The sequence below is a fragment of the Pseudomonas sp. S3(2024) genome, assembly GCF_036861315.1.
Classification (GTDB): domain Bacteria; phylum Pseudomonadota; class Gammaproteobacteria; order Pseudomonadales; family Pseudomonadaceae; genus Aquipseudomonas; species Aquipseudomonas putida_A.
Genome location: NZ_JAZAQQ010000014.1, coordinates 23,631 through 47,127, shown reverse-complemented (window position 1 = coordinate 47,127; position 23,497 = coordinate 23,631). Strand labels below are relative to the sequence as shown.

Annotated in this window: 23 protein-coding genes; 6 read left to right on the top strand and 17 right to left on the bottom strand. The window is 61.3% G+C overall.

The genetic code is table 11. The features are described 5' to 3' along the window. The first annotated feature begins 98 nt into the window (after positions 1-98). From VLA07_RS25030 to VLA07_RS25020, 3 genes are all read left to right on the top strand, one after another. The gene (locus VLA07_RS25030; RefSeq protein ID WP_027610230.1) at positions 99-1,106 is read left to right on the top strand and encodes a methionine ABC transporter ATP-binding protein; all 1,008 of its coding nucleotides are present in this window, start codon (positions 99-101) and stop codon (positions 1,104-1,106) included. After that, the gene (locus VLA07_RS25025) at positions 1,106-1,780 is read left to right on the top strand and encodes a methionine ABC transporter permease (protein WP_096797317.1); all 675 of its coding nucleotides are present in this window, start codon (positions 1,106-1,108) and stop codon (positions 1,778-1,780) included. The genes VLA07_RS25030 and VLA07_RS25025 overlap by 1 nt, the downstream gene beginning before the upstream one ends. A gap of 77 nt (positions 1,781-1,857) precedes the next feature. Continuing rightward, positions 1,858-2,628 (top strand): MetQ/NlpA family ABC transporter substrate-binding protein, encoded by a 771-nt coding sequence (locus VLA07_RS25020; RefSeq protein ID WP_047597043.1) that lies wholly within the window; start codon positions 1,858-1,860, stop codon positions 2,626-2,628. Between the two features lie 173 nt (positions 2,629-2,801). Here VLA07_RS25020 and VLA07_RS25015 read toward each other — a convergent pair whose 3' ends face one another. The 5 genes from VLA07_RS25015 to VLA07_RS24995 are packed head-to-tail and all read right to left on the bottom strand — an operon-like array spanning position 2,802 to position 6,710. Further along, entirely contained in the window at positions 2,802-3,437 is a 636-nt protein-coding gene (locus VLA07_RS25015) for an SCO family protein (RefSeq protein WP_333992181.1), read from the bottom strand. Beyond that, positions 3,434-4,333 carry a heme o synthase gene (gene cyoE / locus VLA07_RS25010; protein WP_333992180.1) on the bottom strand — a complete coding sequence of 300 codons (900 nt, stop codon included), beginning with the start codon at positions 4,331-4,333 and terminating at the stop codon, positions 3,434-3,436. Before cyoE ends, VLA07_RS25015 begins: the two co-directional genes overlap by 4 nt. Next, on the bottom strand, positions 4,321-5,400 hold the full coding sequence (locus VLA07_RS25005; protein ID WP_333992178.1) for a COX15/CtaA family protein: 1,080 nt from the start codon (positions 5,398-5,400) through the stop codon (positions 4,321-4,323). Before VLA07_RS25005 ends, cyoE begins: the two co-directional genes overlap by 13 nt. A gap of 10 nt (positions 5,401-5,410) precedes the next feature. Then, positions 5,411-6,004 (bottom strand): hypothetical protein, encoded by a 594-nt coding sequence (locus VLA07_RS25000; protein WP_247269486.1) that lies wholly within the window; start codon positions 6,002-6,004, stop codon positions 5,411-5,413. Then, complete coding sequence (locus VLA07_RS24995) at positions 5,970-6,710, bottom strand: SURF1 family protein (RefSeq protein ID WP_333992176.1); 741 nt, start codon at positions 6,708-6,710, stop codon at positions 5,970-5,972. The genes VLA07_RS25000 and VLA07_RS24995 overlap by 35 nt, the downstream gene beginning before the upstream one ends. Before the next feature lie 70 nt (positions 6,711-6,780). Between VLA07_RS24995 and VLA07_RS24990 the strand changes: the two genes are divergently transcribed. Beyond that, positions 6,781-6,984 (top strand): twin transmembrane helix small protein, encoded by a 204-nt coding sequence (locus VLA07_RS24990; protein ID WP_003220344.1) that lies wholly within the window; start codon positions 6,781-6,783, stop codon positions 6,982-6,984. Positions 6,985-6,991: 7 nt separating this feature from the next. On the opposite strand, the gene VLA07_RS24985 is transcribed toward VLA07_RS24990, so the two are convergent. The 4 genes from VLA07_RS24985 to coxB all read right to left on the bottom strand — a co-directional run bounded on the left by VLA07_RS24985 (position 6,992) and on the right by coxB (position 11,382). Next, a complete protein-coding gene (locus tag VLA07_RS24985) occupies positions 6,992-7,879 on the bottom strand; it encodes a cytochrome c oxidase subunit 3 (protein ID WP_333992174.1) in 888 nt (295 codons plus the stop codon). A 25-nt stretch (positions 7,880-7,904) separates the two neighbouring features. Next, positions 7,905-8,456, bottom strand: a complete 552-nt coding sequence (locus tag VLA07_RS24980; RefSeq protein ID WP_096797313.1) for a cytochrome c oxidase assembly protein — start codon at positions 8,454-8,456, stop codon at positions 7,905-7,907. A gap of 129 nt (positions 8,457-8,585) precedes the next feature. After that, the gene (ctaD, locus tag VLA07_RS24975; RefSeq protein ID WP_333992171.1) at positions 8,586-10,172 is read right to left on the bottom strand and encodes a cytochrome c oxidase subunit I; all 1,587 of its coding nucleotides are present in this window, start codon (positions 10,170-10,172) and stop codon (positions 8,586-8,588) included. Between the two features lie 82 nt (positions 10,173-10,254). Beyond that, positions 10,255-11,382 carry a cytochrome c oxidase subunit II gene (gene coxB / locus VLA07_RS24970; protein ID WP_027610220.1) on the bottom strand — a complete coding sequence of 376 codons (1,128 nt, stop codon included), beginning with the start codon at positions 11,380-11,382 and terminating at the stop codon, positions 10,255-10,257. 370 nt (positions 11,383-11,752) lie between these two features. Between coxB and VLA07_RS24965 the strand changes: the two genes are divergently transcribed. Next, entirely contained in the window at positions 11,753-12,385 is a 633-nt protein-coding gene (locus tag VLA07_RS24965; protein ID WP_247269489.1) for a hypothetical protein, read from the top strand. 137 nt (positions 12,386-12,522) lie between these two features. Here the strand turns inward: VLA07_RS24965 and VLA07_RS24960 are convergent, their stop codons facing one another. From VLA07_RS24960 to VLA07_RS24935, 6 genes are all read right to left on the bottom strand, one after another. After that, complete coding sequence (locus tag VLA07_RS24960) at positions 12,523-14,049, bottom strand: SulP family inorganic anion transporter (RefSeq protein WP_333992166.1); 1,527 nt, start codon at positions 14,047-14,049, stop codon at positions 12,523-12,525. 90 nt (positions 14,050-14,139) lie between these two features. After that, positions 14,140-14,871: a carbonic anhydrase gene (locus tag VLA07_RS24955; RefSeq protein ID WP_098966495.1), complete on the bottom strand. Its 732-nt coding sequence runs from the start codon at positions 14,869-14,871 to the stop codon at positions 14,140-14,142. Between the two features lie 237 nt (positions 14,872-15,108). After that, positions 15,109-16,167, bottom strand: a complete 1,059-nt coding sequence (locus VLA07_RS24950) for a PA0069 family radical SAM protein (RefSeq protein WP_096797311.1) — start codon at positions 16,165-16,167, stop codon at positions 15,109-15,111. Between the two features lie 74 nt (positions 16,168-16,241). Continuing rightward, positions 16,242-17,543 carry a cytochrome c gene (locus VLA07_RS24945; protein ID WP_333992161.1) on the bottom strand — a complete coding sequence of 434 codons (1,302 nt, stop codon included), beginning with the start codon at positions 17,541-17,543 and terminating at the stop codon, positions 16,242-16,244. Positions 17,544-17,555: 12 nt separating this feature from the next. Further along, positions 17,556-19,340 (bottom strand): GMC family oxidoreductase, encoded by a 1,785-nt coding sequence (locus VLA07_RS24940; protein WP_047597066.1) that lies wholly within the window; start codon positions 19,338-19,340, stop codon positions 17,556-17,558. A gap of 2 nt (positions 19,341-19,342) precedes the next feature. Continuing rightward, positions 19,343-20,089, bottom strand: a complete 747-nt coding sequence (locus VLA07_RS24935; protein ID WP_333992158.1) for a gluconate 2-dehydrogenase subunit 3 family protein — start codon at positions 20,087-20,089, stop codon at positions 19,343-19,345. A gap of 311 nt (positions 20,090-20,400) precedes the next feature. Here VLA07_RS24935 and VLA07_RS24930 point away from each other — a divergent pair, with 311 nt between their 5' ends. Continuing rightward, positions 20,401-21,045, top strand: coding sequence for a dual specificity protein phosphatase family protein (locus VLA07_RS24930; RefSeq protein ID WP_096797308.1), 645 nt, complete (start codon positions 20,401-20,403; stop codon positions 21,043-21,045). Between the two features lie 45 nt (positions 21,046-21,090). On the opposite strand, the gene VLA07_RS24925 is transcribed toward VLA07_RS24930, so the two are convergent. Further along, complete coding sequence (locus VLA07_RS24925) at positions 21,091-21,375, bottom strand: YheV family putative zinc ribbon protein (protein ID WP_007962808.1); 285 nt, start codon at positions 21,373-21,375, stop codon at positions 21,091-21,093. Then, positions 21,372-23,450 (bottom strand): oligopeptidase A, encoded by a 2,079-nt coding sequence (gene prlC / locus VLA07_RS24920; protein WP_333992154.1) that lies wholly within the window; start codon positions 23,448-23,450, stop codon positions 21,372-21,374. Before prlC ends, VLA07_RS24925 begins: the two co-directional genes overlap by 4 nt. Between the last annotated feature and the right edge of the window lie 47 nt (positions 23,451-23,497).

The following is a 23,497-nucleotide window of genomic DNA, read 5'->3' as shown; positions in this document are numbered from 1 at the left end:
TTGCGAAATAAATGCTAAGAACCTCTATACGGACAGGCTAAAATGCGCGCCCGGCTAACCGCTGATCCTTTTCTAACGCGCCCCACAAGGTTCGCTACGTGATCGAGTTTCAAAACGTCCACAAAACTTACCGCGTCGCCGGTAAGGACATCCCCGCCCTGCACCCGACCAGTCTTTCGATTGAAAACGGTCAGGTCTTCGGCCTGATCGGCCATTCCGGTGCGGGAAAAAGTACCCTGCTGCGTCTGATCAATCGCCTGGAAGATTCCAGCGGCGGCAAGATCATCGTCGACGGCGAAGAAGTCACCGCGCTGGACGCCAACGGCCTGCGCCGTTTCCGCCAGCAGGTCGGGATGATCTTCCAGCACTTCAACCTGCTCGCCTCCAAGACCGTGGCCGACAACGTCGCGCTGCCGCTGACCCTGGCCGGCGAACTGTCGAGCAGCGAAATCAATCAACGCGTCGCCGAGTTGCTGGCCCGGGTCGGTCTGTCCGATCACGCCAAAAAGTACCCGGCACAATTGTCCGGCGGCCAGAAACAGCGCGTCGGCATCGCCCGCGCCCTGGCGACCAAGCCGAAAATTCTGCTGTGCGACGAGGCCACCAGCGCCCTCGACCCGCAGACCACCGCGTCGGTTCTGCAACTGCTGGCCGAGATCAATCGTGAACTGAAGCTGACCATCGTCCTGATCACCCACGAGATGGACGTGATCCGTCGCGTCTGCGATCAGGTGGCAGTGATGGATGCCGGCGTGATCGTCGAGCAAGGCTCGGTGGCCGATGTGTTCCTGCATCCGCAGCACCCGACCACCAAGCGTTTCGTCCAGGAAAGCGAGCAGATCGACGAAAGCGAACAGCGCGACGACTTCGCTCACGTGCCGGGTCGCATTGTGCGTCTGACCTTCCAGGGCGAAGCGACCTACGCGCCGTTGCTCGGTACCGTTGCCCGGGAAACCGGGGTCGACTACAGCATCCTCGCCGGTCGCATCGACCGCATCAAAGACATTCCTTACGGGCAATTGACCCTCGCCGTCACCGGTGGCGACATGGAAGCGGCTTTCGCCCGCTTCACCGCCGCTGACGTTCATATGGAGGTGCTGCGTTAATGGAAATGCTCAAGGCTTTCTTCGAAAACATCGATTGGCTGGAAATCTGGCTGGCCACTGGCGACACCCTGCTGATGCTCGGTGGTTCGCTGCTGTTCACCGTATTGCTCGGCCTGCCGTTGGGTGTGCTGCTGTTTCTCTGTAGCCCGCGTCAGTTGCTGGAAAATCGTGGCCTCTACGCCTTCATGTCGTTGGCGGTGAACATCCTGCGTTCGTTGCCGTTCATCATTCTGCTGATCGTGATGATTCCGTTCACCGTGCTGATCACCGGCACCTCGCTGGGCGTGGCCGGTGCGATTCCGCCGTTGGTGGTAGGTGCGACGCCGTTCTTCGCGCGTCTGGTAGAAACCGCGCTGCGTGAAGTCGATCGCGGCATCATCGAAGCCACCCAGTCGATGGGCGCGACCACCCGGCAGATCATCATGAACGCCTTGCTGCCGGAAGCCCGTCCGGGCATCTTCGCAGCGATTACGGTGACCGCGATTACACTGGTGTCCTACACGGCGATGGCCGGTGTGGTCGGCGCCGGTGGTCTGGGTGACCTGGCGATCCGTTTCGGTTATCAGCGGTTCCAGACGGACGTGATGATCGTCACCGTGGTGTTGCTGCTGATTCTGGTGCAAGTGCTGCAGATGGTCGGCGACCGACTGGTCGTGCATTTCTCGCGCAAATAACCGGTTTTTGTAATCAAGAGATGAGCCGGCCATTCGCTGGCAGGCGCCAGACGGGCGCCTCATAAGGAGTTAGCTGAATGAAAAAACTGATCGCTGCTTTCGCTGCCGTAGCCGCTTTTTCGGCCCACGCTGAAACCCTGACCGTTGCCGCCACCCCGGTGCCGCACGCGGAAATCCTCGAATTCGTGAAGCCGGCCCTGGCCAAAGAAGGCGTGGATCTGAAGGTCAAGGTCTTCACCGACTACATTCAGCCGAACGTGCAGGTGGCTGAAAAGCGCCTGGACGCCAACTTCTTCCAGCACCAGCCATACCTTGATGAGTTCAACAAGGCCAAGGGCACCAGCCTGGTGGCGGTGACCGGCGTGCATCTGGAGCCGCTGGGCGCCTACTCGAACAAGATCAAGGATCTGAAGGATCTGCCAAGCGGCGCCAACGTGGTGATCCCGAACGATGCCACCAACGGCGGCCGTGCGCTGTTGCTGCTGGCCAAGGCTGGCCTGATCACCCTGAAGGATCCGACCAACATTCTGTCGACCCCGAAAGACATCGCGCAGAACCCGAAAGACCTGAAAATCCGTGAGCTGGAAGCCGCGACCATCCCGCGCGTGCTGACCCAGGTTGATCTGGCGCTGATCAACACCAACTACGCGCTGGAAGCCAAGCTCGATCCGTCCAAGGACGCGTTGGTGATCGAAGGCAACGACTCGCCGTACGTCAACATCCTGGTGTCCCGTGCGGACAACAAGGACAGCGACGCGATGCAGAAACTGGCGGCAGCGCTGCACAGCCCGGAAGTGAAGAAATTCATTACAGAGAAGTACAAAGGCGCGGTATTGCCGGCGTTCTGATTTAGATCGCTGCAACGAAAAGGGGGCGCCATGAGCGCCCCCTTTTTTGTGCCCGGAACACCGTCCCTGTGGGAGCGGGCTTGCTCGCGAATGCGTTGTGTCAGCCAACATTTCTTTATCTGACCCATTGCATTCGCGAGCAAGCCCGCTCCCACAATGGTTCAGTGTTGTTGCTACTTGCGGTTAAGCATTACCGGGAGCTGCGCAACCAGTTTGGCGTTGTTCAGCGGCGCCCGGATGAACCCACGCTGCGTCCCGTCCGGGCCGATCACCGCCAGGTTGCCACTGTGATCCACCGTGTAATTCGGTTTGCTGGTATCGGCCGGAATGAACGGAATACTCACCGCATTCGCGACCTTCTGCAGCTCTTCGATCGACTTCGGCGTCAGGCCCACGAACTGCGGATCGAAGTAGCCCAGGTACTGCTTCAACTGCTGCGGATTGTCGCGGTTCGGGTCGACGCTGACCAGCACGATCTGCAGTTTATCCGCAGCATCCTTGGGCAACTCGCTCTTGATCTGGCGCAGTTGGGCGAGGGTGGTCGGGCAGATGTCCGGGCAGAAGGTGTAGCCGAAGAACAGCAGGCTCCACTTGCCTTTCAACTCATCAATGGCGACCGGTTGGCCGTCCTGATTGGTCATGGTCACGCCCGGCAACGTGCGGCTCTGCGGCAGCAGGATGATACCGGCGTCGATCAGCGCGGTGGGGTCGCCCTGGCCTTTGCCACTCAGGACTTTGTTGACGGTCAGTCCCAGGATCAGCGCGATCACGGCGACGAGAATGAAGACGGTTTTCTGGGTTCGAGTCATAGGTTCAACAGTAAGTAGTGGTCTACGAGCAGGGCGATGAACAACAGGAACAAGTAATAAATAGAGTACTTGAAGGTGTTGATCGCCGCGTGCGGCCGAGTGCCACGGTACAGCACCATGGCCCATTGCAGAAACCTTGCGCCCAGCGCGAGGGCGCAGATGAGGTAGAGCACGCCGCTCATGTGGATCACGTACGGCAGCAGACTCACCGCGAGCAGGGCGAAGGTGTACAGCAGAATATGCACCTTGGTGTAGTGCTCGCCGTGGGTTACCGGCAGCATCGGGATGTCGGCCTTGGCGTACTCCTCCTTGCGATGGATCGCCAGCGCCCAGAAGTGCGGCGGGGTCCAGGCGAAGATGATCAGCACCAGCAGCAACGGTTCGGCGCTGATATGGCCGGTAGCGGCGGTCCAGCCGAGCAGCGGAGGGGCGGCGCCGGCAAGACCGCCGATGACGATGTTCTGTGGCGTCGCACGTTTGAGGAAGCCGGTGTAGATCACCGCGTAGCCGAGTAACGAAGCGAGGGTCAGCCACGCGGTCAGCGCATTGGTGAACGTCAGCAGCATCGCCTGCCCGAGCAGCGCCAGCACCAGCGCAAAGGTCAGCGCCGCTGCCGGCGAAACCCGGCCCTCGGCCAATGGCCGTTTGTGCGTGCGCGCCATCACCGCGTCGATACGCCGATCCACCACATGATTGACCGCCGCCGCGCCGCCGGCACACAACGCAATCCCCAGATTGCCGAACACCAGCACCGTCCACGGCACCCCGGCGCGGGTCGCGAGGAACATGCCGACCAGCGAGGTGATCAGCATCAGCACCACCACTTTCGGCTTGGTCAGCTCCAGATAGTCACGCCACAGCGCTTGCGCGGGACGTTCGCCGATCAGAAGCGCCATGGCGTTTCTCCTTTTATCGTGATGGGCTCAGCCGAATGTTTACGTGGGCTCAGACGCCAGCGCGCCAACATCGGCTGTTTGACCCGAACCAGACTGGTGCGCGCGTGATAATTGACCAGCACCATGCTCAGCAGTAGCGCGGCGCCACCGGCGTTGTGGGCCACGGCCACCGGCAGCGGCAGATGGAACAACACGTTGCTGATGCCGAGGGTGATCTGTGCGCCGAGGGCAATGACGACTAGCCCGGCCAAACGCGTCATGCCGACAGCCCTGAGTTGCCAGGCCAGACCGAGCAGGACGATCGTCACCAACAGCGCGCCGATGCGATGAGTCAGGTGAATCGCCGTGCGCGCGTCGCTGTCGAGCTGACCGCCGAGGTAATTGGGGCCGATGTGCTGGGTCAGGTGAAAGCCGTTGGCAAAGTCCGCCGGTGGCAGCCATTGACCGTGGCAGGTCGGGAAGTCGATGCAGGCCACCGCCGCGTAGTTGGAACTGACCCAACCACCCAGTGCGATCTGGCCGATCACCAGCAACAGCCCCGCCGTCGCCCAATACTGCAAACGCTTGGGCACGGTCAGTGCCGGCAGCACCCCGGACAATCGCAACGTCAGCAAAAACAACAGACTCAAGGTCGCAAAACCGCCGAGCAAATGCCCGGTGACCACCTGCGGCCATAGCTTGAGCGTCACCGTCCACATACCGAACGCCGCCTGGGCGAACACCACCGCCAGCAGAAACAGCGGCAACTTCAGTGGTTGACCCGGATGATGCCGGTTAACCCAGGCGCGCCCGGCCAGGAGCGAAATCAGCAGGCCAAGGGTGCCGGCGAAGTAACGGTGGATCATCTCGTTCCAGCCCTTGTGCGCCACCACCGGCGAGTCGGGGTAATGCAGTTCGGCATGGGCCAGTTGGGCTTCGCTTTTCGGCACGCTGATAAAGCCGTAGCAGCCCGGCCAGTCCGGACAGCCGAGGCCGGCATGGGTCAGGCGGGTGTAGGCGCCGAGCAGCACAACGATCAGTGCCAGCAGGGTGGCAAACAGCGCGAGGCGAAATCCAGGTTTGGCCATGACGATGCCCTTATCCGATGTTCGACAGTTTCAGCAGGTGGCGCAGGTCGTTGAGCAGGTCCTTGCCCTTCACGCTCGGGTCGTAACGCAGCACGAGGTTGCCGTGGGGGTCGATGATCCACAGTTGCGGTGTGGCCTTGTCGCCGGTGGCCTTGCTCAACGCTGCGCTGTCCAGCGGGTAGCGTTGCAGCTGCGGGTATTCGCGGCTCAGCTTGGCTTCGTAGTCGGCGCTCAGCGGTTGCGCGGCGGCGAGGGCATGGCTGGCGCGTCCGGCATCGCGGCCGAGACCGATCTGGATCTGCCGGGCGAGGTACACCAGTTGCTGACAGTCCACCGCGCAATCTTTCGGCGCGGTCACCAGCATCTGCCACCGCTGTTCATCGGCTTGCACGCCGAGGTCGGCGCGGGTCTGGCCGTTGCCGATCAGTTCGCCGTGATAGCTGCGACCTTCCGGCACCCAGAACTGCAATTTGTACATGCCGGTGGCGAGGATCATCGGGCCGACCACGCCGAGCACAATCAGCAACAGCTGGATCCGTCCACGGCGGCGGGTAGCCGGGGTTTTCGCCTCAGACATGCTGGGTGGATTCATGGCCGTTCCCATGGTGGTTCTCCTTTGCGTTGTGCAAGCCTAAATAGACGTAGAGGCCGAGCAGGACGGTGGCCATGGCGAACCACTGCACGGCGTATCCAAGGTGTTTTTCCGGGCCCATCGCAACTACCGGCCAGTCGGCCTCGTAGCTGGCAGGGCCGGGTTCGGCGCGAAGTTCGTAGGCGAAGCCGTCGCGATCGAGGGTTTTCCACAGCTTCGCCGGCTCCACGGCGGTGATCGTTTGCGGCCAGGTGCTGCTGGCCGGGTCGGCGTGCAACTGGAAGGTCGCACCGGGGGCGACGTAGACCCAGGCGTCCAGATTCACGGCGTCGGCGGGGGTAACGAATTGCGGCGTCACCCGGCGATCCGGCCATGGCAGCCAGCCGCGATTGACCAGCAGCCACTGGCCGCTGGCCCGATCCTGAAACGGTTGCAGCAGCTCGATACCGACCTTGCCGTTGCGCTGGCGGTTGTCGAGCAGCAGGCTGTGGGCGCCATCGAACTGGCCGTACAGATGCACACGGCGAAAGGCCGGGTCGGCGCTGTGCAGCAATTCGCTGCTGGCCATCGGATCAGCCGCGCGGCGCTCGGCATAAGTGGCGAGCAGGGCGGTTTTCTCCGCGCCCCGACCGAGCTGCCAGAAACCCAGCGACACCAGCAGCGGCAACAGCAACGCCACCACCACGGTCGGTATCACGCCCGGGCGGAAGCGCTTCATGGCCGTGCCACAAAGTCAGTCGTCGCGCTCGCTATACTCAACTGCATCGCCTGTCCCCCGGAGTCTTCCCATGCTCAAAGCAGCCATCGTCCTGCTGCTGATTGCCACGGTGATCAGCCTGTTCAGCGGCCTGTTTTTCCTGGTCAAGGACGACAGCAGCTCCAATCGCCTGGTGATCGCCTTGAGTGTTCGGGTGGCACTGGCCGCTGCCACCGTCGGCTTGATCGCCTGGGGCTTTTACAGCGGCCAACTGGTGTCGCATGCGCCTTGGTGATCAGTGCTCAGAGCACGTAAACGAAGATGAACAGGCCGATCCACACCACATCAACGAAGTGCCAGTACCAGCTCGCCGCCTCGAAGCCGAACTGATGCTCGGCATCGAAATGGCCCTTCATGATGCGCATCAGCATCACGAACAGAATGATCGTGCCGATGGTCACGTGCGCGCCGTGGAAACCGGTGAGCATGAAGAACGTCGCGCCGTAGATGCCCGAACCCAGGGTCAGGCCAAGTTCGTGGTAGGCGTGCATGTATTCCTCGGCCTGCAAGGCGAGGAAGCCGCAGCCCAATAGAACGGTGATCGCCAGCCAGATTTTCAGTGCGCCGCGATGGCCCTTTTTCAAGGCATGGTGGGCGATGGTGATGGTCACGCTGGAGCTGACCAGCAGAATCGTGTTGATCAGCGGCAGGCCCCACGGGCTGATGACTTCCTTGGGCGGCGGGAACAGTTTCGGGTCCGGGGTGTGCAGCAACGGCCAGGTGAACTGGAAGTTCGGCCAGAGCATGTGGGCGATGCCTTTCGGGCCTTCGCCTCCCAGCGCCGGGCCGGAGATGTGCCGCACGTAGAACAGTGCGCCGAAGAAAGCGACGAAGAACATCACCTCGGAGAAGATGAACCAGCTCATGCCCCAGCGGAACGAGCGGTCCAGCTGTGCGCTGTACAGCCCGGCACGACTTTCCTTGATCACCGCCCCGAACCAGCCGAACAGCATGTACGCCAGCAACAGCCCGCCGACGAAGAAGATGTACGGGCCGTGGGATTCCGGGCGCGCTGCCTTCAGATCGTTGAACCAGGTCGCCAGGCCGTACACGGTGATTGCCATGCCGAAGGTGGCGATGATCGGCCATTTGCTCTGGGCCGGGACGTAATAGTGCTCATGAGTTGCCATTTATTGTTCTCCTTATCGGGCACGCTTAACCGCCAGTGTTTGCAGCCACCGGAGGATGTCGGGCGGTGATATCGAACAGCGTGTAGGACAGCGTCAGGTGCTTCACGTCCTTGGGCATGTCGCGGTCAACGATGAAACGCACCGGCATCTCGATCTGCTGACCGGGCTGCAGCACCTGCTGGGTAAAGCAAAAGCATTCGGTCTTGTGGAAATACGCCGCGGCGTTGCTCGGCGCGATGCTCGGCACAGCTTGCGCACTCATCGGTTTGTCGGTGGGATTGCGCGCGATGAAAATCATCTCGTTGACCGCGCCGGGGTTGGCGGTCAACTCGTCGTGCTTGGGGTAGAACTCCCACGGCATGTCGATGTTGTTGGTCGACAGAAACTGCACGCGCACTTGCCGTGAGCTGTCCACCACCTGCTCGCCCTCGTACTGCCCGGCGGTCTTGCCGTTGATGCCGAAGGCCTTGCACATCACGTCGTAGATCGGCACCAGGGCGAAGCCGAAGACAAACATTGCCACCACCACACCGAGCAGGCGGGTGACCAGTTTTTTCAGCGAGATCGAGTCAGCCATGGTTGTCAGCCTCCACCGAGATCCCCTGTGGGAGCGGGCTTGCTCGCGAATGCAATTCATCATTCAACCCATGAGTTGAATGATCTGACGCATTCGGGAGCAAGCCCCCTCCCACAAAGGCAAGGCGTTTCATTTCACTTCCGGCGGCGTGGTAAAGGTGTGATACGGCGCCGGCGACGGCACGCTCCACTCCAGGCCTTCGGCGCCATCCCACGGTTTCGCCGGGGCTGGCGCGCCACCGCGAATGGTCTTGATCACGATGAACAGGAAGAAGATCTGCGTGGCACCGAACATGAACGCGCCAATCGACGAAACCATGTTGAAGTCGGCGAACTGCAGGTTGTAATCCGGGATCCGCCGCGGCATCCCCGCCAGCCCCACGAAGTGCATCGGGAAGAAGGTCATGTTCATGCCGACGAACGACAGCCAGAAGTGCAGCTTGCCGAGGGTTTCGTCGTACATGTGCCCGGTCCACTTCGGCAGCCAGTAATAGGCCGAAGCGAAGATCCCGAAGATCGCCCCCGGCACCAGCACGTAGTGAAAGTGCGCGACCACGAAGTAGGTGTCCTGGTACTGGAAGTCCGCCGGGGCAATGGCCAGCATCAGCCCGGAAAAACCGCCGATGGAAAACAGGATCACAAACGCTACGGCAAACAGCATCGGCGTCTCGAAGGTCAGCGAGCCTTGCCACATGGTGCTGGCCCAGTTGAACACCTTCACCCCGGTCGGCACGGCGATGAGCATGGTCGCGTACATGAAGAACAGCTCGCCCACCAGCGGGATGCCGACCACGAACATGTGGTGCGCCCAGACGATGAACGACAGGAACGCGATGCTCGCCGTGGCGTAGACCATCGAGGTGTAGCCGAACAGCGGTTTGCGCGAAAAGGTCGGGATGATCTGGCTGACGGCGCCGAAGGCCGGCAGGATCATGATGTACACCTCGGGATGCCCGAAGAACCAGAACACGTGCTGGAACAGCACCGGATCACCGCCACCGGCGGCACTGAAGAAGCTGGTGCCGAAGTGGATGTCCATCAGCATCATCGTCACGCACCCGGCCAGCACCGGCATCACCGCGATCAGCAGGAACGCGGTGATCAGCCAGGTCCAGACGAACAGCGGCATTTTCATCAGGGTCATGCCGGGGGCGCGCAGGTTGAGGATGGTGGCGATCACGTTGATCGCGCCCATGATCGAACTGATCCCCATCAGGTGGATGGCGAAGATGAAGTAGGTGACGCTTTCCGGCGCATAAGTCGTGGACAGCGGCGCATAGAACGTCCAGCCGAAGTTCGGCCCGCCACCGGCGGTGAACAGGGTCGAGACCAGCAGCAGGAACGCCGCCGGCAGCAGCCAGAAGCTGAAGTTGTTCATCCGTGGCAGGGCCATGTCCGGCGCGCCGATCATCAACGGGATCATCCAGTTGGCGAGGCCGACGAACGCCGGCATCACCGCGCCGAAGACCATCACCAGGCCGTGCATGGTGGTCATCTGGTTGAAGAACGCCGGTTCGACGATCTGCAGCCCGGGCTGGAACAGCTCGGCGCGGATCACCATGGCGAACGTGCCGCCGAGCAGGAACATGCAGAACGCAAACCACAGGTACAGCGTGCCGATATCCTTGTGGTTGGTGGTCAGCACCCAGCGCATCAGGCCTTTGGCGGGGCCGTGGGCGTGGTCGGCATGACCGTGGTCATCGATTACAGCGCTCATGGCCGGTCTCCTTTACGTGAGTGGACGGGGCTGGCCAGGGCGCGTTGCCCCGGCCGGTTCACGAAGTACGCGATAGACCGGCTCATTTGCTTTCCGCCTGTTTGAGCTCAAGCACTTCTTTTGGCGTGACCATGTCGCCCTTGTTGTTGCCCCAGGCGTTACGTTCGTAGGTCACCACCGCTGCGATATCGACTTCCGACAACTGCTTGCCGAACGCTGCCATGGCAGTACCGGGCTTGCCGAAGTACACGCGGTGCAGGTGGTCGGCTTTCGGCCCGGTGGCAATCGGTGAGCCCTTGAGCGCCGGGAACATCGGCGGCAGGCCCTGGCCTTCGGCCTGGTGACAGGCCACGCAAGTGGTGTGATAAATCTTGTCGCCGCGTTCCTTGAGTTCGTCGAGGGTCCATTCCTTGCTGGTCAGCTCCTTGAGCTGCGCGGCTTCGGCTTTGCGGTCGGCAAGCCATTTGTCGTAGTCGGCCTTCTCTTTGACGTCGACCACGATCGGCATGAAGCCGTGATCCTTGCCGCACAACTCGGCGCACTGGCCACGGTAGAGGCCGGGCTTGTCGATGCGCGTCCAGGCTTCGTTGACGAACCCGGGGATCGCATCGCGCTTGACCGCGAAGGCCGGCACCCACCAGGAGTGGATAACGTCGGCGGAGGTCACGAGGAAGCGCACCTTGGCGCCGACCGGCAGCACCAGCGGCTTGTCGACTTCGAGCAGGTAGTGCTCGCCCTTGGCTTCCTTGTTGTGGATCTGTTCGGCAGGGGTGGCCAGGTTGCTGAAGAACTCGACATCCTGACCCAGGTATTTGTAGTGCCACTTCCACTGATAGCCGGTGATCTGGATATCGATATCCGGCTCACTGGTGTCGTACATGCGGATCAGGGTGGCGGTCGCCGGAACCGCCATCGCTACCAGGATCAGCAGCGGCACGACCGTCCAGAGAATCTCGACGGTGGTACTTTCGTGGAATTTTGCGGCGACCTGCCCGGTCGAGCGGCGATGCACGATCATCGACCAGAACATGGCGCCGAAGACGATGATCCCGATCACCACACAGATCCAGAAAATGGTCATGTGCAGGTCGAATACTGCGTGACTGATTTCAGTCGCTCCAGGCGCCATATTCACAGTCCAGGCCGCTTGAGCCGGGCTGAAAATCGACCACAACAGGAGGCCCATCCAGACGTGTGGATGTCGCATCATTGCGGGTTCCCCTTATCGTTCTTGTTATCCCGTAGGCGCAACGCCTTCGGCAAGGGAGCGGCTGCATCAGACTACGAACTTGAATCGCCGGGCCTTGCTGCGTGGGCAGTCGGGCGTCATCAGCTAACTCCATTCAATGGCGAGTATAGACAGCCATCGGGAATTGCAATGTCGACGCGTAAATGATCTGAAACAGCCGGGGCTTGCGCTCAAGGGTACGAATGGAGAAGGATGCAGACGAGTGGTGGCGAACCGATATAACGCTGCTGCATCAAGGATGAAATAATTATGACAAATGCGTCTTAGCATTTTTCGTAAGCCAGCTAAGTTATGTCTTCCCTATTTCATTGCCTTGTTCCCTGGAGTTTTCATGAACACCGCCGCATTGCGCGAGCAGATCCAAAAAGCCCGACAGACCGAAAACGAAACCGGACGGCTCAAGCGTCAGCTGGAAGCCAAGTTGCCTCATCTGCATTCGGCCATTCAGTTGCCGGACGCCAACCGCGAAGAAGCGTTGACCAGTTTCGTCACCGCCTACATCGATGAAGTACCAGACATGCTGGACGCAGCCAATGAAGTTGCCAGGGAAGCGGGAATCGAGTCGCAGATCAAGCCGGTGCTGAAAATCGCCGAGCAGTACTTCCTCCAGCCGCCGGTCGGCCTGGACAGCCTGCTGGATGAAGCCTATCTGGCGCACCGCTTTGTCGAAGAGGTCAACGACCTGTACATCAAACACCTCGGCCAGCCACTGATCCCCTTGGACATGACGGTCGCCAACCTGATTGCTCACCAATTGCTCGGTGAGGAATTTGCCAATCAACTGGATGAAGTCGTGCATCACACCATCGACAAGATGCTCGACGACGATAGTTTTGCGCTGGAATCGGTAGAGGCCTACCGCGACAAACTGAGCAGCCCGGATACCGGTGCCGCGTGGAAGCGCTGGCCATGCATGGGCCGCCGCCTCGGCGTGGGCCTGGAGCTGGATCAGCCTGCTGCCTGATTCAAAGCCCGGTACAAATCCCAATTGTGGGAGGGGGCTTGCTCTCGAAGACGGTGGATCAGTCACTATCAATGTCGACTGACCCACCGTCTTCGGGAGCAAGCCCCCTCCCACAGGGGGATTTCAAGATCAGGTTTTTAGCCAGCCGCACCGATCCCGGTATTGGTCCGAACCCGCCCCTCCAACCGTCGCTTCAACCCGCGCGACTCAATCAACAGCTTCGAGCCCTTCGCCGCATTCGCCCGGCCCCATTCCTCCAGCAACTCCAGACACGAATGGTCGATGTAGCTCAGGTTATTGAGCGGCACGTGAACCGTCGTGCCTTGCGGAATACTGCCCAGCACTTGGGTCAGTGCCGGCACCTTGAGGAATGTCGCCGCGCCGACCAGACGCAATTCCATCTCACCGTCCTGCGGCAGGTCGATCAGGCTGATCTTCAGGCGTGAAGCCTTGAACGCCAGTTTCAGCATCGTCAAACCGAAACCGATCAACACACCGGTCAGCAGGTCGGTGAAGATGATCGCCAGCGCCGTGGCGGCGTAGGTGAACATCGGCATCCGCCCGTAACGGCCCAGACCACGAAAGGCCTTGAGGTCCACCAGTTTGAACCCGGTGTACACCAGCACCCCCGCCAGACTCGCCACCGGAATGCTTTGCAGCACGCTCGACAGCAACAGCACGAACGCCAGCAGCCACAGACCATGGAAGATCGTCGAGTATCGGGTGGTTGCACCGGCCTGGACGTTGGCCGAGCTGCGCACGATCACCCCGGTCATCGGCAGTGCCCCGAGCAGACCGCAGAGCATGTTGCCGACACCTTGCGCCGACAGCTCACGGTCGAAGTCCGAGCGCACGCCGTTGTGCATGCGATCCACCGCTGCGGCGGACAGCAGCGTTTCGGCGCTGGCGATGAACGCCACGGCAAATGCCGCAATCAGCAGGGTTGGATCAGCGAGGCTGAGCAAGTCCACCGGTTTCAGCCAGTCGATGGCCTCGGCCAGATTCTCCGGCACCTCGACCCTTTTTACCTGCAACGCCAACAGCAGGCTGGCGCCCGTGGCCAGACCGACGCCGAGCAGCGCACCGGGAATGAAGCGCAGCGAATGCGGGCGAAATTTCTCCCATAGCCACATCACCGCAATGGTCGCCAACCCGAGCAAGCCGGCCTGCCAGCCGAACGACGGCAAGGCTTGCGCCACTGCGCCGGGGAAGGCCGTTAAGTTATCCAGCCCGGACGGTTGTGGCTTGGCATCGAGCATCACATGCACCTGCGACAGAACGATCAGCACGCCGATCCCGGCGAGCATGCCGTAGACCACCGCTGGCGCCGTCACCCGAAACCAGCACCCGAGCTTCAGGCGCCCGGCCACCAGTTGCAGGAAACCCGCGAGCAGCAGAATCGGCCCGAGCATCTCGATGCCGTGCTGGCGCACCAGCTCGAACACCAACACCGCCAGACCGGCCGCCGGCCCGCTGACCTGCAACGGCGAGCCTGCCAGCCAACCCACCACCAGGCCGCCGATGATCCCGGTGATCAGACCTTTGGCCGGCGGCAACCCGGAAGCGATCGCAATGCCCATGCACAACGGCAGCGCGACCAGAAACACAACCACCGAAGCCAGCAGCTCCCGTGGCAACACCGCTTTCAATTGAGCAGCACGCATGGTGACTCTCCCGAAGTTTTCTTCAGGCATGGCTTCGCCGAACCGCTGAAACAGCGGCCGGCATCAAGCCACACAGATTTTTAGGAGGATTTAGAAGCGCGCTTTGGGCGTCGCCACCGGAATCGGATGGCTGCCGTCGAGCGGCAGGAAGCGTCCCTGATCCGCGTCGTAAGCTTTGATTTCGCTGGTTTCGATGTTGTAGACCCAGCCATGGATGAACAGTTGACCGTTCGCCATGCGTGAGGCTACCGAAGGATGGGTACGCAAGTGCTGCAGTTGGGCGATGACGTTCTCCTCGGTGAGGATCGGCATGCTTTCTTTTTCGTCGGTGCAGTTACAGTTTTCGTGCACCATGGTTTTTGCCACTTCGGCGTGGCGCAACCAGGCTTTGACCGTCGGCATTTTTTCCAGACTGTCGGGGTTGAGCACCGCGCGCATGGCACCGCAATCGGAGTGGCCGCAGATGATGATGTGTTGCACGCCCAGCGCCAGTACCGCGTATTCGATGGCAGTGGAAACGCCACCGTTCATCTGGCCGTAAGGCGGTACAACGTTGCCGACGTTACGGGTCACGAACAGATCGCCTGGCGAACTCTGGGTGATCAGCTCGGGCACGATGCGCGAGTCGGCGCAGGTGATGAACATCGCCCGTGGCGATTGCGCCGTGGCGAGTTTCTTGAAGAGTTCTTCCTGCTGCGGGAAGACCTCATGATGAAAATGCAAAAAGCCGTCAACGATCGTACGCAACGCTGCATCGGCGGATTCCGCCCCAGGGACGGCTTGCGCCGACGCAGCCAACGGCTGTTTATCCTTGTCACTCATGATTCATCCTCTTTGGCGGATTCGGGGAGTCGTTCCCGTGTATTCCGGTATGAAGCCAGTGGCTGTTTAAAACATCCGGGTCATCCAGACCCGTCAGTCACTCGATGAACAAGGTAGCCGCCGAAACTTAACTCAAACTGAATCGAGCGCTCTAGAACGTGTGTTCCAGGTCACAAAAAACGTGACTGAGGCATTTCGACGGAAGGATTCCAACCCGGCAACCATAGGCAATTGTCGCTAAATCAACGACATCTGGCGACCCGGCGGACAGAAGGCCGTGCAGTCCAGGTTATAGCCCTCACGGTGGTTTAAACCGAGACGTTTAATGGCTTTGGCGAAACGTTGCGCGAGCAGGTCGGCGAACGGCCCCTCGCCGCGCATCCGCGCACCGAACCGGCTGTCGTAGAGCTCACCACCTCGGCTCTGGCGGATCAGGCTCAGGACATGGGTCGCACGCTGCGGATAGTGCGCCTGTAACCACTCCTCGAACAACGGCGCCACTTCCAGCGGCAGGCGCAGCATCATATAGGCGGCACTTTGTGCACCGGCGGCATGCGCCTCGGTCAGCAGGCTTTCGATTTCGCTGTCGTTGATCATCGGGATCATCGGCGAACACAGCACCCCCACCGGAATGCCTGCTTCGCGCATCACCCGGATCGCCCGCAGCCGTGCTTTCGGTGCAGCGGCACGGGGTTCGAGGATGCGTTTGAGTTCATCGTCCAGCGTGGTCAGGCTGATCATGACCGCCACCAGCCGTTGCTGCGCCAGCTCGGTGAGCAGGTCGAGGTCGCGCAGAATCAGCGAACCTTTGGTGACAATGGTCACCGGGTGCCGGTAGCGCAGCAGCACTTCAAGGGTCTGCCGGGTGATCCTGTGCTCGCGCTCGATGGGCTGATACGGATCGGTGTTGGAGCCAAGATTGATCGGCGCGCATTGGTAACCGCGTTTGCTCAACTGTTCCTCAAGCACCTGGGCGGCGTTGGTCTTGGCGATCAGCCGAGTTTCGAAATCCAGCCCCGGCGACATGTCCCAATAGGCGTGGCTGGGTCGCGCGTAGCAATAGATGCAACCGTGCTCGCAGCCGCGATAGGGGTTGATTGAGCGATCGAAGGGCAGGTCTGGCGAGGTGTTGCGGGTGATGATGGTTTTCGCGGTCTCGATCATCACCTCGGTGTTCTGCGTTTCGGGCACTTCCTGATACCAGCCGTCGTCCTCGGCCACCGAACGGTTCGGCGCAAAGCGGTTGTGCGGGTTGGTCGCGGTGCCGCGGCCGCGCGGTGGCAATGGAGTAGACATGAAAACGCCCAGATACTGTGTGCATATACAGTATCTGGGCGTTGCTCATCTGGCTAGTGCCGTCGGGCGACTGGTCAGTTGTGTTGCGTGACCTGACCGAGGTCATCGCCGGAGGTGTGCTTCATATCCTCCTTACGCAACTCGGCGACGTCAGCGGCTTTCACCGGCGCACCTTTGTTGCCCCAGCTGCCACGGATGAAACTCACCACATCCGCCACTTCCAGATCCGACAACCGCCAGGCGAAACCCGGCATGGTGAAGGTCGAGGGTGCCGTGTGCGTCGCCGGCAAGGTACCGCCCTTGAGCACGATGTGGATCAGCGAGGTCGGATCTTCCGATTGCAGCACCGGATTGCCCGCCAGCGCTGGGAACACCCGGGTGTAGCCGTGGCCGTCGGTACGGTGGCAGGCCGCGCAGTTGTCGATGTACACCGCCGCGCCGCGCTGACTGTCGTCGCCGTTCCACAGGGCTTTGGCCGCTTTCTCGTCGTACTGGTGCGGCTGCTCCGCCGGGTCATTGGCCGGCAGCGACTTGAGGTAGCGGGCAATCGCGGTCAGGTCGGCGTCGGTCATGTATTGCATGCTGTGGGTGACCACATCGCTCATGCCGCCGAACACCGCGCTACGGTCACTGCGGCCGGTCTTGAGGAACTGCACCAGCTGCTCTTCGCTCCAGCTGCCCAGGCCATCCTTGTGATCACCGCGCAGACTTTTGGCGATCCAGCCTTCCAGCGGCGCACTGCCGGCGAGGAAGTTCTTGCCGTCCGCCGCGCTCAGGGATTTTTCCTGCATGGTCAGGGCCCGTGGCGTATGGCAGGCGCCGCAATGGCCGAGGCCTTCGACCAGATAGGCGCCACGATCGATCACCGGATCATCCGAGGTGGTCTTGTAGTCCTCGACTTTCGGCGCAAACAGCCAGCGCCAGCCCATCAGCGGCCAGCGCATGCTCAGCGGCCATGGAATGTCGCTGGCCTTGTTCTCCTGCGCCACCGGTTCGACACCGTGCATGAAGTAGGCGTACAGCGCCTGCATGTCGGTTTCGCTGACCCGGGCGTAGGACGGATACGGCATCGCCGGGTACAAGGTACTGCCGTTTTTCGCCACGCCATGGCGCACCGCTTTGTCGAAGTCCTCGAAGCTGTAGTCACCGATGCCGTTTTTGTCTGGAGTGATGTTGGTCGAGTAGATCGTGCCGATCGGTGTTTCCATCGGCAGGCCGCCGGCGAACGGTTTGCCGCCCTTGGCGGTGTGGCAGGCCACGCAGTCACCGGCGCGGGCGAGGTATTCGCCTTGCTTGATCAACGCCTGATCAACGTCGGCGGCGTGTACAGCCGTGCTGCCGAGCAGGGCCAGGGTGGCGATAACGAGATTTTTCATGGTCATCGCTCCTTATGCCTGAACCAGCGGGCCGGGGTTTTTCAGGTACTGCTCGCGGATCGCCTTGGCCGACCAGTAGGTCAACGCCGCCACCAGCCCGGTCGGGTTGTAACCCAAGCCTTGCGGGAACGCCGACGCACCTGGCACGAACACGTTGTGCACGTCCCAGCTCTGCAGATAACGGTTCAGGGCACTCTTCTTCGGATCGGTGCCCATGATTGCGCCACCGTTGAGGTGGGTGGTCTGGTAGGCCGCGGTGTTGAAATGATCACCGACCTGCTTGCCGATCACCGCGATGGCTTTCGGGCCCATGGCTTGAGCGACCTTGCCCATTTTCTCGACCATGAAGCGGTTCATTTTGATGTCGTTTTCCTGCCAGTCGAAGGTCATGCGCAGCAGCGGCAAGCCGTAGGCATCGCGGTACACCGGATCCAGATCGAGGTAGTTGCCACGGTAGGACTGATGCGCGCCGTGGGCATCCATCGACACCTGGTGGGTGTAGTAATCGGCGGTCGCGCGTTTCCACTGGCTGCCCCAGGCCGGAGTGCCGGGCGGGTTCGAAGTGCCGGCAATCGGGCGGCTGCCCGCTTGGTTGACCCACATTGGCGAGCCGCCGACGAAGCCATGCGGGCCGTGGTCGAAGTTGTCGGCGTTGAAATCGTCCAGCGCCACGCCGTTGCCGCCGGCGCCTATGAAGTTGTTGGTGTGGGTGTCTTTGTCGAAAAACGCCTTGATGGTCGCCATGTTCTGGTAGGCGAAGTTACGCCCGACCACGCCTTCGCCGCTGATCGGGTCGTACGGCTTGCCGATGCCCGAGAGCAGCATCAGGCGCACGTTGTGCAGCTGGAAGGCGCCGAGGATCACCAGATCCGCCGGTTGCTCGATCTCGCGGCCCTGGCCGTCGATGTAAGTCACGCCGGTGGCCTTGGACTTGGTGCTGTCGAGGTTGACCCGCAGCACATGCGAGTTGGGCCGCAGCTCGAAATTCGGCAGTGGCTTGAGCGCCGGAAGAATGTTCACGTTCGGCGAGGCCTTGGAGTACATGTAGCAAACGTAACCGCTGCAGAACCCGCAGAAGTTGCACGGGCCCATCTGTGCGCCGTAGGGATTGGTGTACGGGCCTGAGGTATTGGCGGAGGGCAGGTTGTAGGGTTTGTAACCGACCTCTGTCGCCGCTTTGCCGAACAGTTGTGCGGAAACGGTGTTCTTCTGCGCTTCCAGCGGGAACGGATTGGAGCGATCCGGTGCGTAAGGGTTACCGCCCTTGCCCTGACCGACCAGTTGGCCCTTCACGGTCCAGGCCTGGCCGGAGGTGCCGAAGACCTTTTCGGCGAAATCGAAGAACGGCTCCAGCTCTTCATAGCTGACGCCGAAGTCCTGGATGGTCATGTCCTTGGGGATAAAACTTTTGCCGTAACGCTCTTCGTAGTGGCTGCGCATGCGTAGCTCGATCGGATCGACGCGAAAGTGCACGCCCGACCAGTGCAAACCGGCGCCGCCGACGCCATTGCCCGGCAGAAACGCACCCAACTGGCGGTTCGGCAGGGCGATGTCGTTGACGCTGTGGCGGATGGTGACGGTTTCTTTCGAGATGTCCTGAAAGAGTTTTTTCCGCACGCTGTAGGTGAGTTCGTCGATCACCTGTGGATAGTTGCCGTCGGGGTAAGTGTCCTGCATCGGCCCGCGCTCCAGCGCCAGCACGTTGAGCCCGGCTTCGGTCAGCTCCTTGGCCATGATCGCGCCAGTCCAGCCAAAACCGACGATCACTGCGTCGACCTTTTTCATTACGGTTGCCATGCTCAAGCCCTCTCGCCGCGAATCGAAACTGCCGGGAAGGGGTATTGCTCGTTGCGTTCCACCCAATCCATGAAATCGGCGCGGGCGCCGGGGAAGCCGATCATGGTCCAGCCGACCATGCCTTTATTGCCGCCGTGGATCGGGTCGCAGAAGAACCCTTCCTTGGTGTTTTGCAGCAGCAGGCTGAAGAAAATCTTCGCTGGAACCGCATCGAACTGCGGTTTGCCGGCTTCGAGCTGCTTGAGCAAATCTTCTCGGGTAGCGCTGTCTTGCTCAGCAAATGTTTTACCGTTGAGGGATTTTGCCCACTGATCCGTGGCAGCGATGCCCAGGCGATAGATCTCTTTTGGCACCAGTTTGCTCTGCCAGCCCATCTCCGGCGCAGCGTCGGCGTTGAACGGACCTTGCATGTACCACAGGGCACCGGCGGCGTACGGGGTGTTCATCTGGCGGTCGATGTATTCCGGCACGCCGGCTTCCAGGGCGCCCGGGCCTTGCTCGTCATTGGGGATCAGGTGCGCCACGGCGGCGTTGATGAAGGCCCATTCCTCGGCGGTGAAATAGCTCGGCTGATAAGCGCTGGTGTCAGCTTTGGCCGGTGTTGCTGCGGGCGTCGACGGGGCCGCTTCAGGCGCCGCTTGCAACACGCTGCTGCCCAGACCGCTACCGGCGAGGGTGACCACGGGAATCAGGGTCAGGGATTTGCGCAAGAACTCACGCCGCGGGTTGTCTCGATCTGCGTCAGACATGGGGGTGCACCTCATCAGGCATTGATGGTTGTCCGCCGTTTCTGCGAACGGCGTGAGCATTTTTTCGTCGCGGCGTGGCCCGGTGGTTGACCGGGAAAAGGGGGACGCCTGCAACATCGTGTGACAAATGGTAGCAGGCTATGCATCGGGTTGAACCGATTCAGCGGAAAAAGCTGCGGTTTTTTTACCTGAGTGCTCAATGAAATCGCACGGATTCACGATTCTTTGACAAGTGCCTCACAGGGCTTTGACCGTCAGACGTGGAAGCTGCGAGGCCTTTCATTGATGAATTCCGATACGGTCAGCCCAGCATGTCTCGAGTGCGCCTTTTCCTTGCTTTGTGTTTGTCGCTTGTTGCCTTGTTGCACTTGATGCCGGCCCAGGCTGACGCCGCTGCAACATCGCGTCCGCCGGAGTGGGCGCAACCGGTTGAAGTGCAGTACAACCTGTTCCAGATGTCGCCAACCCTCTACCGCAGCGCCTTGCCGGATGGCGGCGCAGTGCCGTTGCTGAAGAACCTGAAAGTGGCGACGGTGATCAACTTCCTGCCGGAAGCTGACAGCAGCTGGCTGTCCGAGCCGGGCATCAATCAAGTGCAACTGCCTTATCGCACCAACCATGTCGATGACGCCGATGTGCTCAAGACGCTGCGCGCGATTCAGGCTGCCGAAGCCAATGGCCCGGTGCTGATGCATTGCAAACATGGTTCCGACCGCACCGGCCTGATGGCGGCGATGTACCGGATCGTGGTGCAGGGCTGGAGCAAGGAAGACGCGCTGAACGAAATGACGCAGGGCGGTTTTGGTGAAAGCGGCCATTTCAAGGATGGCGTGCGCTACGTGATGCAGGCCGATGTCGACAAGCTGCGCACCGCGCTGGCCAACGGCGACTGCAGCACCAGTGCCTTTGCCACCTGCTCGATGAAGAGCTGGTTCCAGTCGGTCAACCTCAAGTAAGCCGCACCCTCCACGGCATTGCACCGTGGAGGGTCATGCGCCGGCTCAGTCTTCGGACTTTTTCTTCAGCTTCGGATTCGGAAAGAACTGCACGGCCTGGACGGTCTTGTCCGGCGCCGGCTTGAGCGCGCTGGTATTGACCCGCGTGCCCAGTTCCTTCGGAACCGACAGCCCTTGCTCGTTCAATGTATCCGAGTAACCGCAGGCCACACACTCACGGTGCGGCACGCTGTCCTCGTTCCACATCATCAGTTTGTCCGGCTCGCTGCACGCCGGGCAGACAGCCCCGGCGATAAAGCGCTTCTTGGTAATCACAGGTGCCTCACTCATGCTGCTGCGTCCTCACTCAGGCCGCTATGGCGCAAGAGTGCGTCAATCGATGGCTCACGGCCACGGAAGTCGACGAACAGCACCATCGGGGCCTGCGAACCGCCACGCGCCAGAATCGCTTCGCGGAAGGCGCGACCGGTTTCGGCGTTGAGCACGCCATCCTCTTCGAATTTGGAGAAGGCATCCGCCGACAGCACTTCCGCCCACTTGTAGCTGTAATAGCCCGCCGCGTAACCGCCGGCGAAGATGTGCGCGAAGCTGTTGGGGAAGCGGTTGTACGCCGGTGGACGCATCACCGACACCTCGTCGCGCACGCCTTCCAGCACTTGCGCCACGCTGCGGCCGTCACCATGGGTGGCGTGCAGTTCGAAGTCGAACAGCGAGAATTCCAGCTGCCGCACCATCATCAGGCCGGACTGGAAGTTCTTCGCTGCGAGCATTTTCTCCAGCAGGTCTTGCGGCAGCGGCTCGCCGGTTTCGTAGTGACCGGAAATCAGCGCCAGGCCTTCCGGCTCCCAGCACCAGTTTTCCATGAACTGGCTCGGCAGCTCGACCGCATCCCACGCCACGCCGTTGATCCCGGAAACACCGGCGTGATCAACGCGGGTCAGCAGGTGATGCAGGCCGTGACCGAATTCGTGGAACAGGGTGGTCACTTCATCGTGGGTCAGCAGCGCAGGCTTGCCGCTGTCGGCCGGGGTGAAGTTGCACACCAGGTTGGCCACCGGGCTTTGCAGCACGCCGTCAGCGGTACGGCGGCGGTCGCGGGCGCCGTCCATCCACGCACCGCCGCGCTTGTTGGCGCGGGCGTAGAGGTCGAAGAAGAAGCGTCCGACGTGCTGGCCGTTTTCCTTGATTTCGAACAGGCGCACGTCCGGGTGCCAGGTGTCGAAGCCTTTCAGTTCGGCGATTTCGATGCCGTACAGGCGCTGGACGATAGCGAACAGACCGCCGAGGACTTTATCGATCGGGAAGTACGCACGCAGGGTTTCCTGAGCGACGCTGTAGCGTTGCTCGCGGAGTTTTTCCCCGTAGAAACCGCTGTCCCAGCTTTGCAGATCGGCGCAGCCCTGTTCGGCGGCGTAGGCGCGCAACTGCTGCAGATCCTGCGCGGCGAACGGCTTGCTGCGCTTGGCCAGGTCGCGCAGGAAGCTCAGCACCTGATCGCTGGACTCGGCCATTTTCGTGGCCAGGCTCAGCTCGGAGAAACTGGTGAAACCCAAGAGTTTTGCCAGTTCCTGACGCAGGTCGAGGATCTCTTCCATGACCGGGCCGTTGTCGTTCTGCCCGGCGTTCGGGCCTTGGTCCGACGCACGGGTGCAGTAGGCGGCATAGACTTCTTCACGCAGCGCGCGATCCTGGGCGTAGGTCATCACCGCGTAGTAGCTCGGGAATTCCAGGGTGATCAGCCAGCCATCGAGACCTTTGGCCTGCGCGGCGGCAGCCATTTGCGCCTTGGCCGAATCAGTCAGGCCGGCGAGGGCAGCCTCCTCAGTGACGTGCTTGGTCCAGGCTTGTGTGGCGTCGAGCAGTTGGTTGGAGAAGCGGCTGCCCAGCTCGGACAGTTTGCTCTGCACTTCGGCGTAGCGCTTCTGTTCGGCTTCCGGCAGGTCGATACCCGACAGACGGAAATCGCGCAGGGCGTGTTCCAGAATGGTTTTTTGCGCCACGTCGAAACCGGCGGCTTCCGGGCTGTTGGCCAGCGCTTCATAGGCTTGGAACAGCTCGCGGTTCTGGCCCATCTCGGTGGAGTAGGCGCTCAGGGCCGGCAGGCACGACTCGTAGGCTTCGCGCAGTTCGGCGCTGTTGCACACGGCGTTGAGGTGGCTGACCGGGCTCCAGGCAGCACCGAGGCGATCGTTGAGTTCGTCCATCGCCAGCACCAGGCCGGCCCAGGTCGGGTTTTGAACCTGGGTCTTGAGGATTTCGGCGATGGCGGCGCGGTTGTCGGCCAGGATCGTTTCGATGGCTGGCAGCACGTGTTCGGCACGGATCGTGGAGAACGGCGGCAGGTCGTAGGACTGCAGAAGAGGGTTGTTCACGCTCACGGTTGGCACCTTGGCTGGAAGAAACATGCGCCCATCTTAATTACAATCGACACTCACCGCAGCTATCGGCGACA

Excerpts from the sequence above, each read along its gene's own strand:
- VLA07_RS24995 (WP_333992176.1), bottom strand. The coding sequence starts at position 6,710 with ATGAAGCGCTTCCGCCCGGGCGTGATACCGACCGTGGTGGTGGCGTTG.
- prlC (WP_333992154.1), bottom strand. The coding sequence starts at position 23,450 with ATGTTTCTTCCAGCCAAGGTGCCAACCGTGAGCGTGAACAACCCTCTT.
- VLA07_RS25015 (WP_333992181.1), bottom strand. The coding sequence starts at position 3,437 with ATGACTCGAACCCAGAAAACCGTCTTCATTCTCGTCGCCGTGATCGCG.
- VLA07_RS24945 (WP_333992161.1), bottom strand. The coding sequence starts at position 17,543 with ATGAAAAATCTCGTTATCGCCACCCTGGCCCTGCTCGGCAGCACGGCT.
- VLA07_RS25025 (WP_096797317.1), top strand. The coding sequence starts at position 1,106 with ATGGAAATGCTCAAGGCTTTCTTCGAAAACATCGATTGGCTGGAAATC.
- VLA07_RS24960 (WP_333992166.1), bottom strand. The coding sequence starts at position 14,049 with ATGCGTGCTGCTCAATTGAAAGCGGTGTTGCCACGGGAGCTGCTGGCT.
- VLA07_RS24965 (WP_247269489.1), top strand. The coding sequence starts at position 11,753 with ATGAACACCGCCGCATTGCGCGAGCAGATCCAAAAAGCCCGACAGACC.
- VLA07_RS24980 (WP_096797313.1), bottom strand. The coding sequence starts at position 8,456 with ATGGCTGACTCGATCTCGCTGAAAAAACTGGTCACCCGCCTGCTCGGT.
- VLA07_RS24985 (WP_333992174.1), bottom strand. The coding sequence starts at position 7,879 with ATGGCAACTCATGAGCACTATTACGTCCCGGCCCAGAGCAAATGGCCG.
- VLA07_RS24935 (WP_333992158.1), bottom strand. The coding sequence starts at position 20,089 with ATGTCTGACGCAGATCGAGACAACCCGCGGCGTGAGTTCTTGCGCAAA.
- VLA07_RS24955 (WP_098966495.1), bottom strand. The coding sequence starts at position 14,871 with ATGAGTGACAAGGATAAACAGCCGTTGGCTGCGTCGGCGCAAGCCGTC.
- VLA07_RS24930 (WP_096797308.1), top strand. The coding sequence starts at position 20,401 with ATGTCTCGAGTGCGCCTTTTCCTTGCTTTGTGTTTGTCGCTTGTTGCC.
- cyoE (WP_333992180.1), bottom strand. The coding sequence starts at position 4,333 with ATGGCGCTTCTGATCGGCGAACGTCCCGCGCAAGCGCTGTGGCGTGAC.
- VLA07_RS25020 (WP_047597043.1), top strand. The coding sequence starts at position 1,858 with ATGAAAAAACTGATCGCTGCTTTCGCTGCCGTAGCCGCTTTTTCGGCC.
- VLA07_RS25000 (WP_247269486.1), bottom strand. The coding sequence starts at position 6,004 with ATGGGAACGGCCATGAATCCACCCAGCATGTCTGAGGCGAAAACCCCG.
- coxB (WP_027610220.1), bottom strand. The coding sequence starts at position 11,382 with ATGATGCGACATCCACACGTCTGGATGGGCCTCCTGTTGTGGTCGATT.
- VLA07_RS24990 (WP_003220344.1), top strand. The coding sequence starts at position 6,781 with ATGCTCAAAGCAGCCATCGTCCTGCTGCTGATTGCCACGGTGATCAGC.
- VLA07_RS24925 (WP_007962808.1), bottom strand. The coding sequence starts at position 21,375 with ATGAGTGAGGCACCTGTGATTACCAAGAAGCGCTTTATCGCCGGGGCT.
- VLA07_RS24940 (WP_047597066.1), bottom strand. The coding sequence starts at position 19,340 with ATGGCAACCGTAATGAAAAAGGTCGACGCAGTGATCGTCGGTTTTGGC.
- VLA07_RS25005 (WP_333992178.1), bottom strand. The coding sequence starts at position 5,400 with ATGGCCAAACCTGGATTTCGCCTCGCGCTGTTTGCCACCCTGCTGGCA.
- ctaD (WP_333992171.1), bottom strand. The coding sequence starts at position 10,172 with ATGAGCGCTGTAATCGATGACCACGGTCATGCCGACCACGCCCACGGC.
- VLA07_RS24950 (WP_096797311.1), bottom strand. The coding sequence starts at position 16,167 with ATGTCTACTCCATTGCCACCGCGCGGCCGCGGCACCGCGACCAACCCG.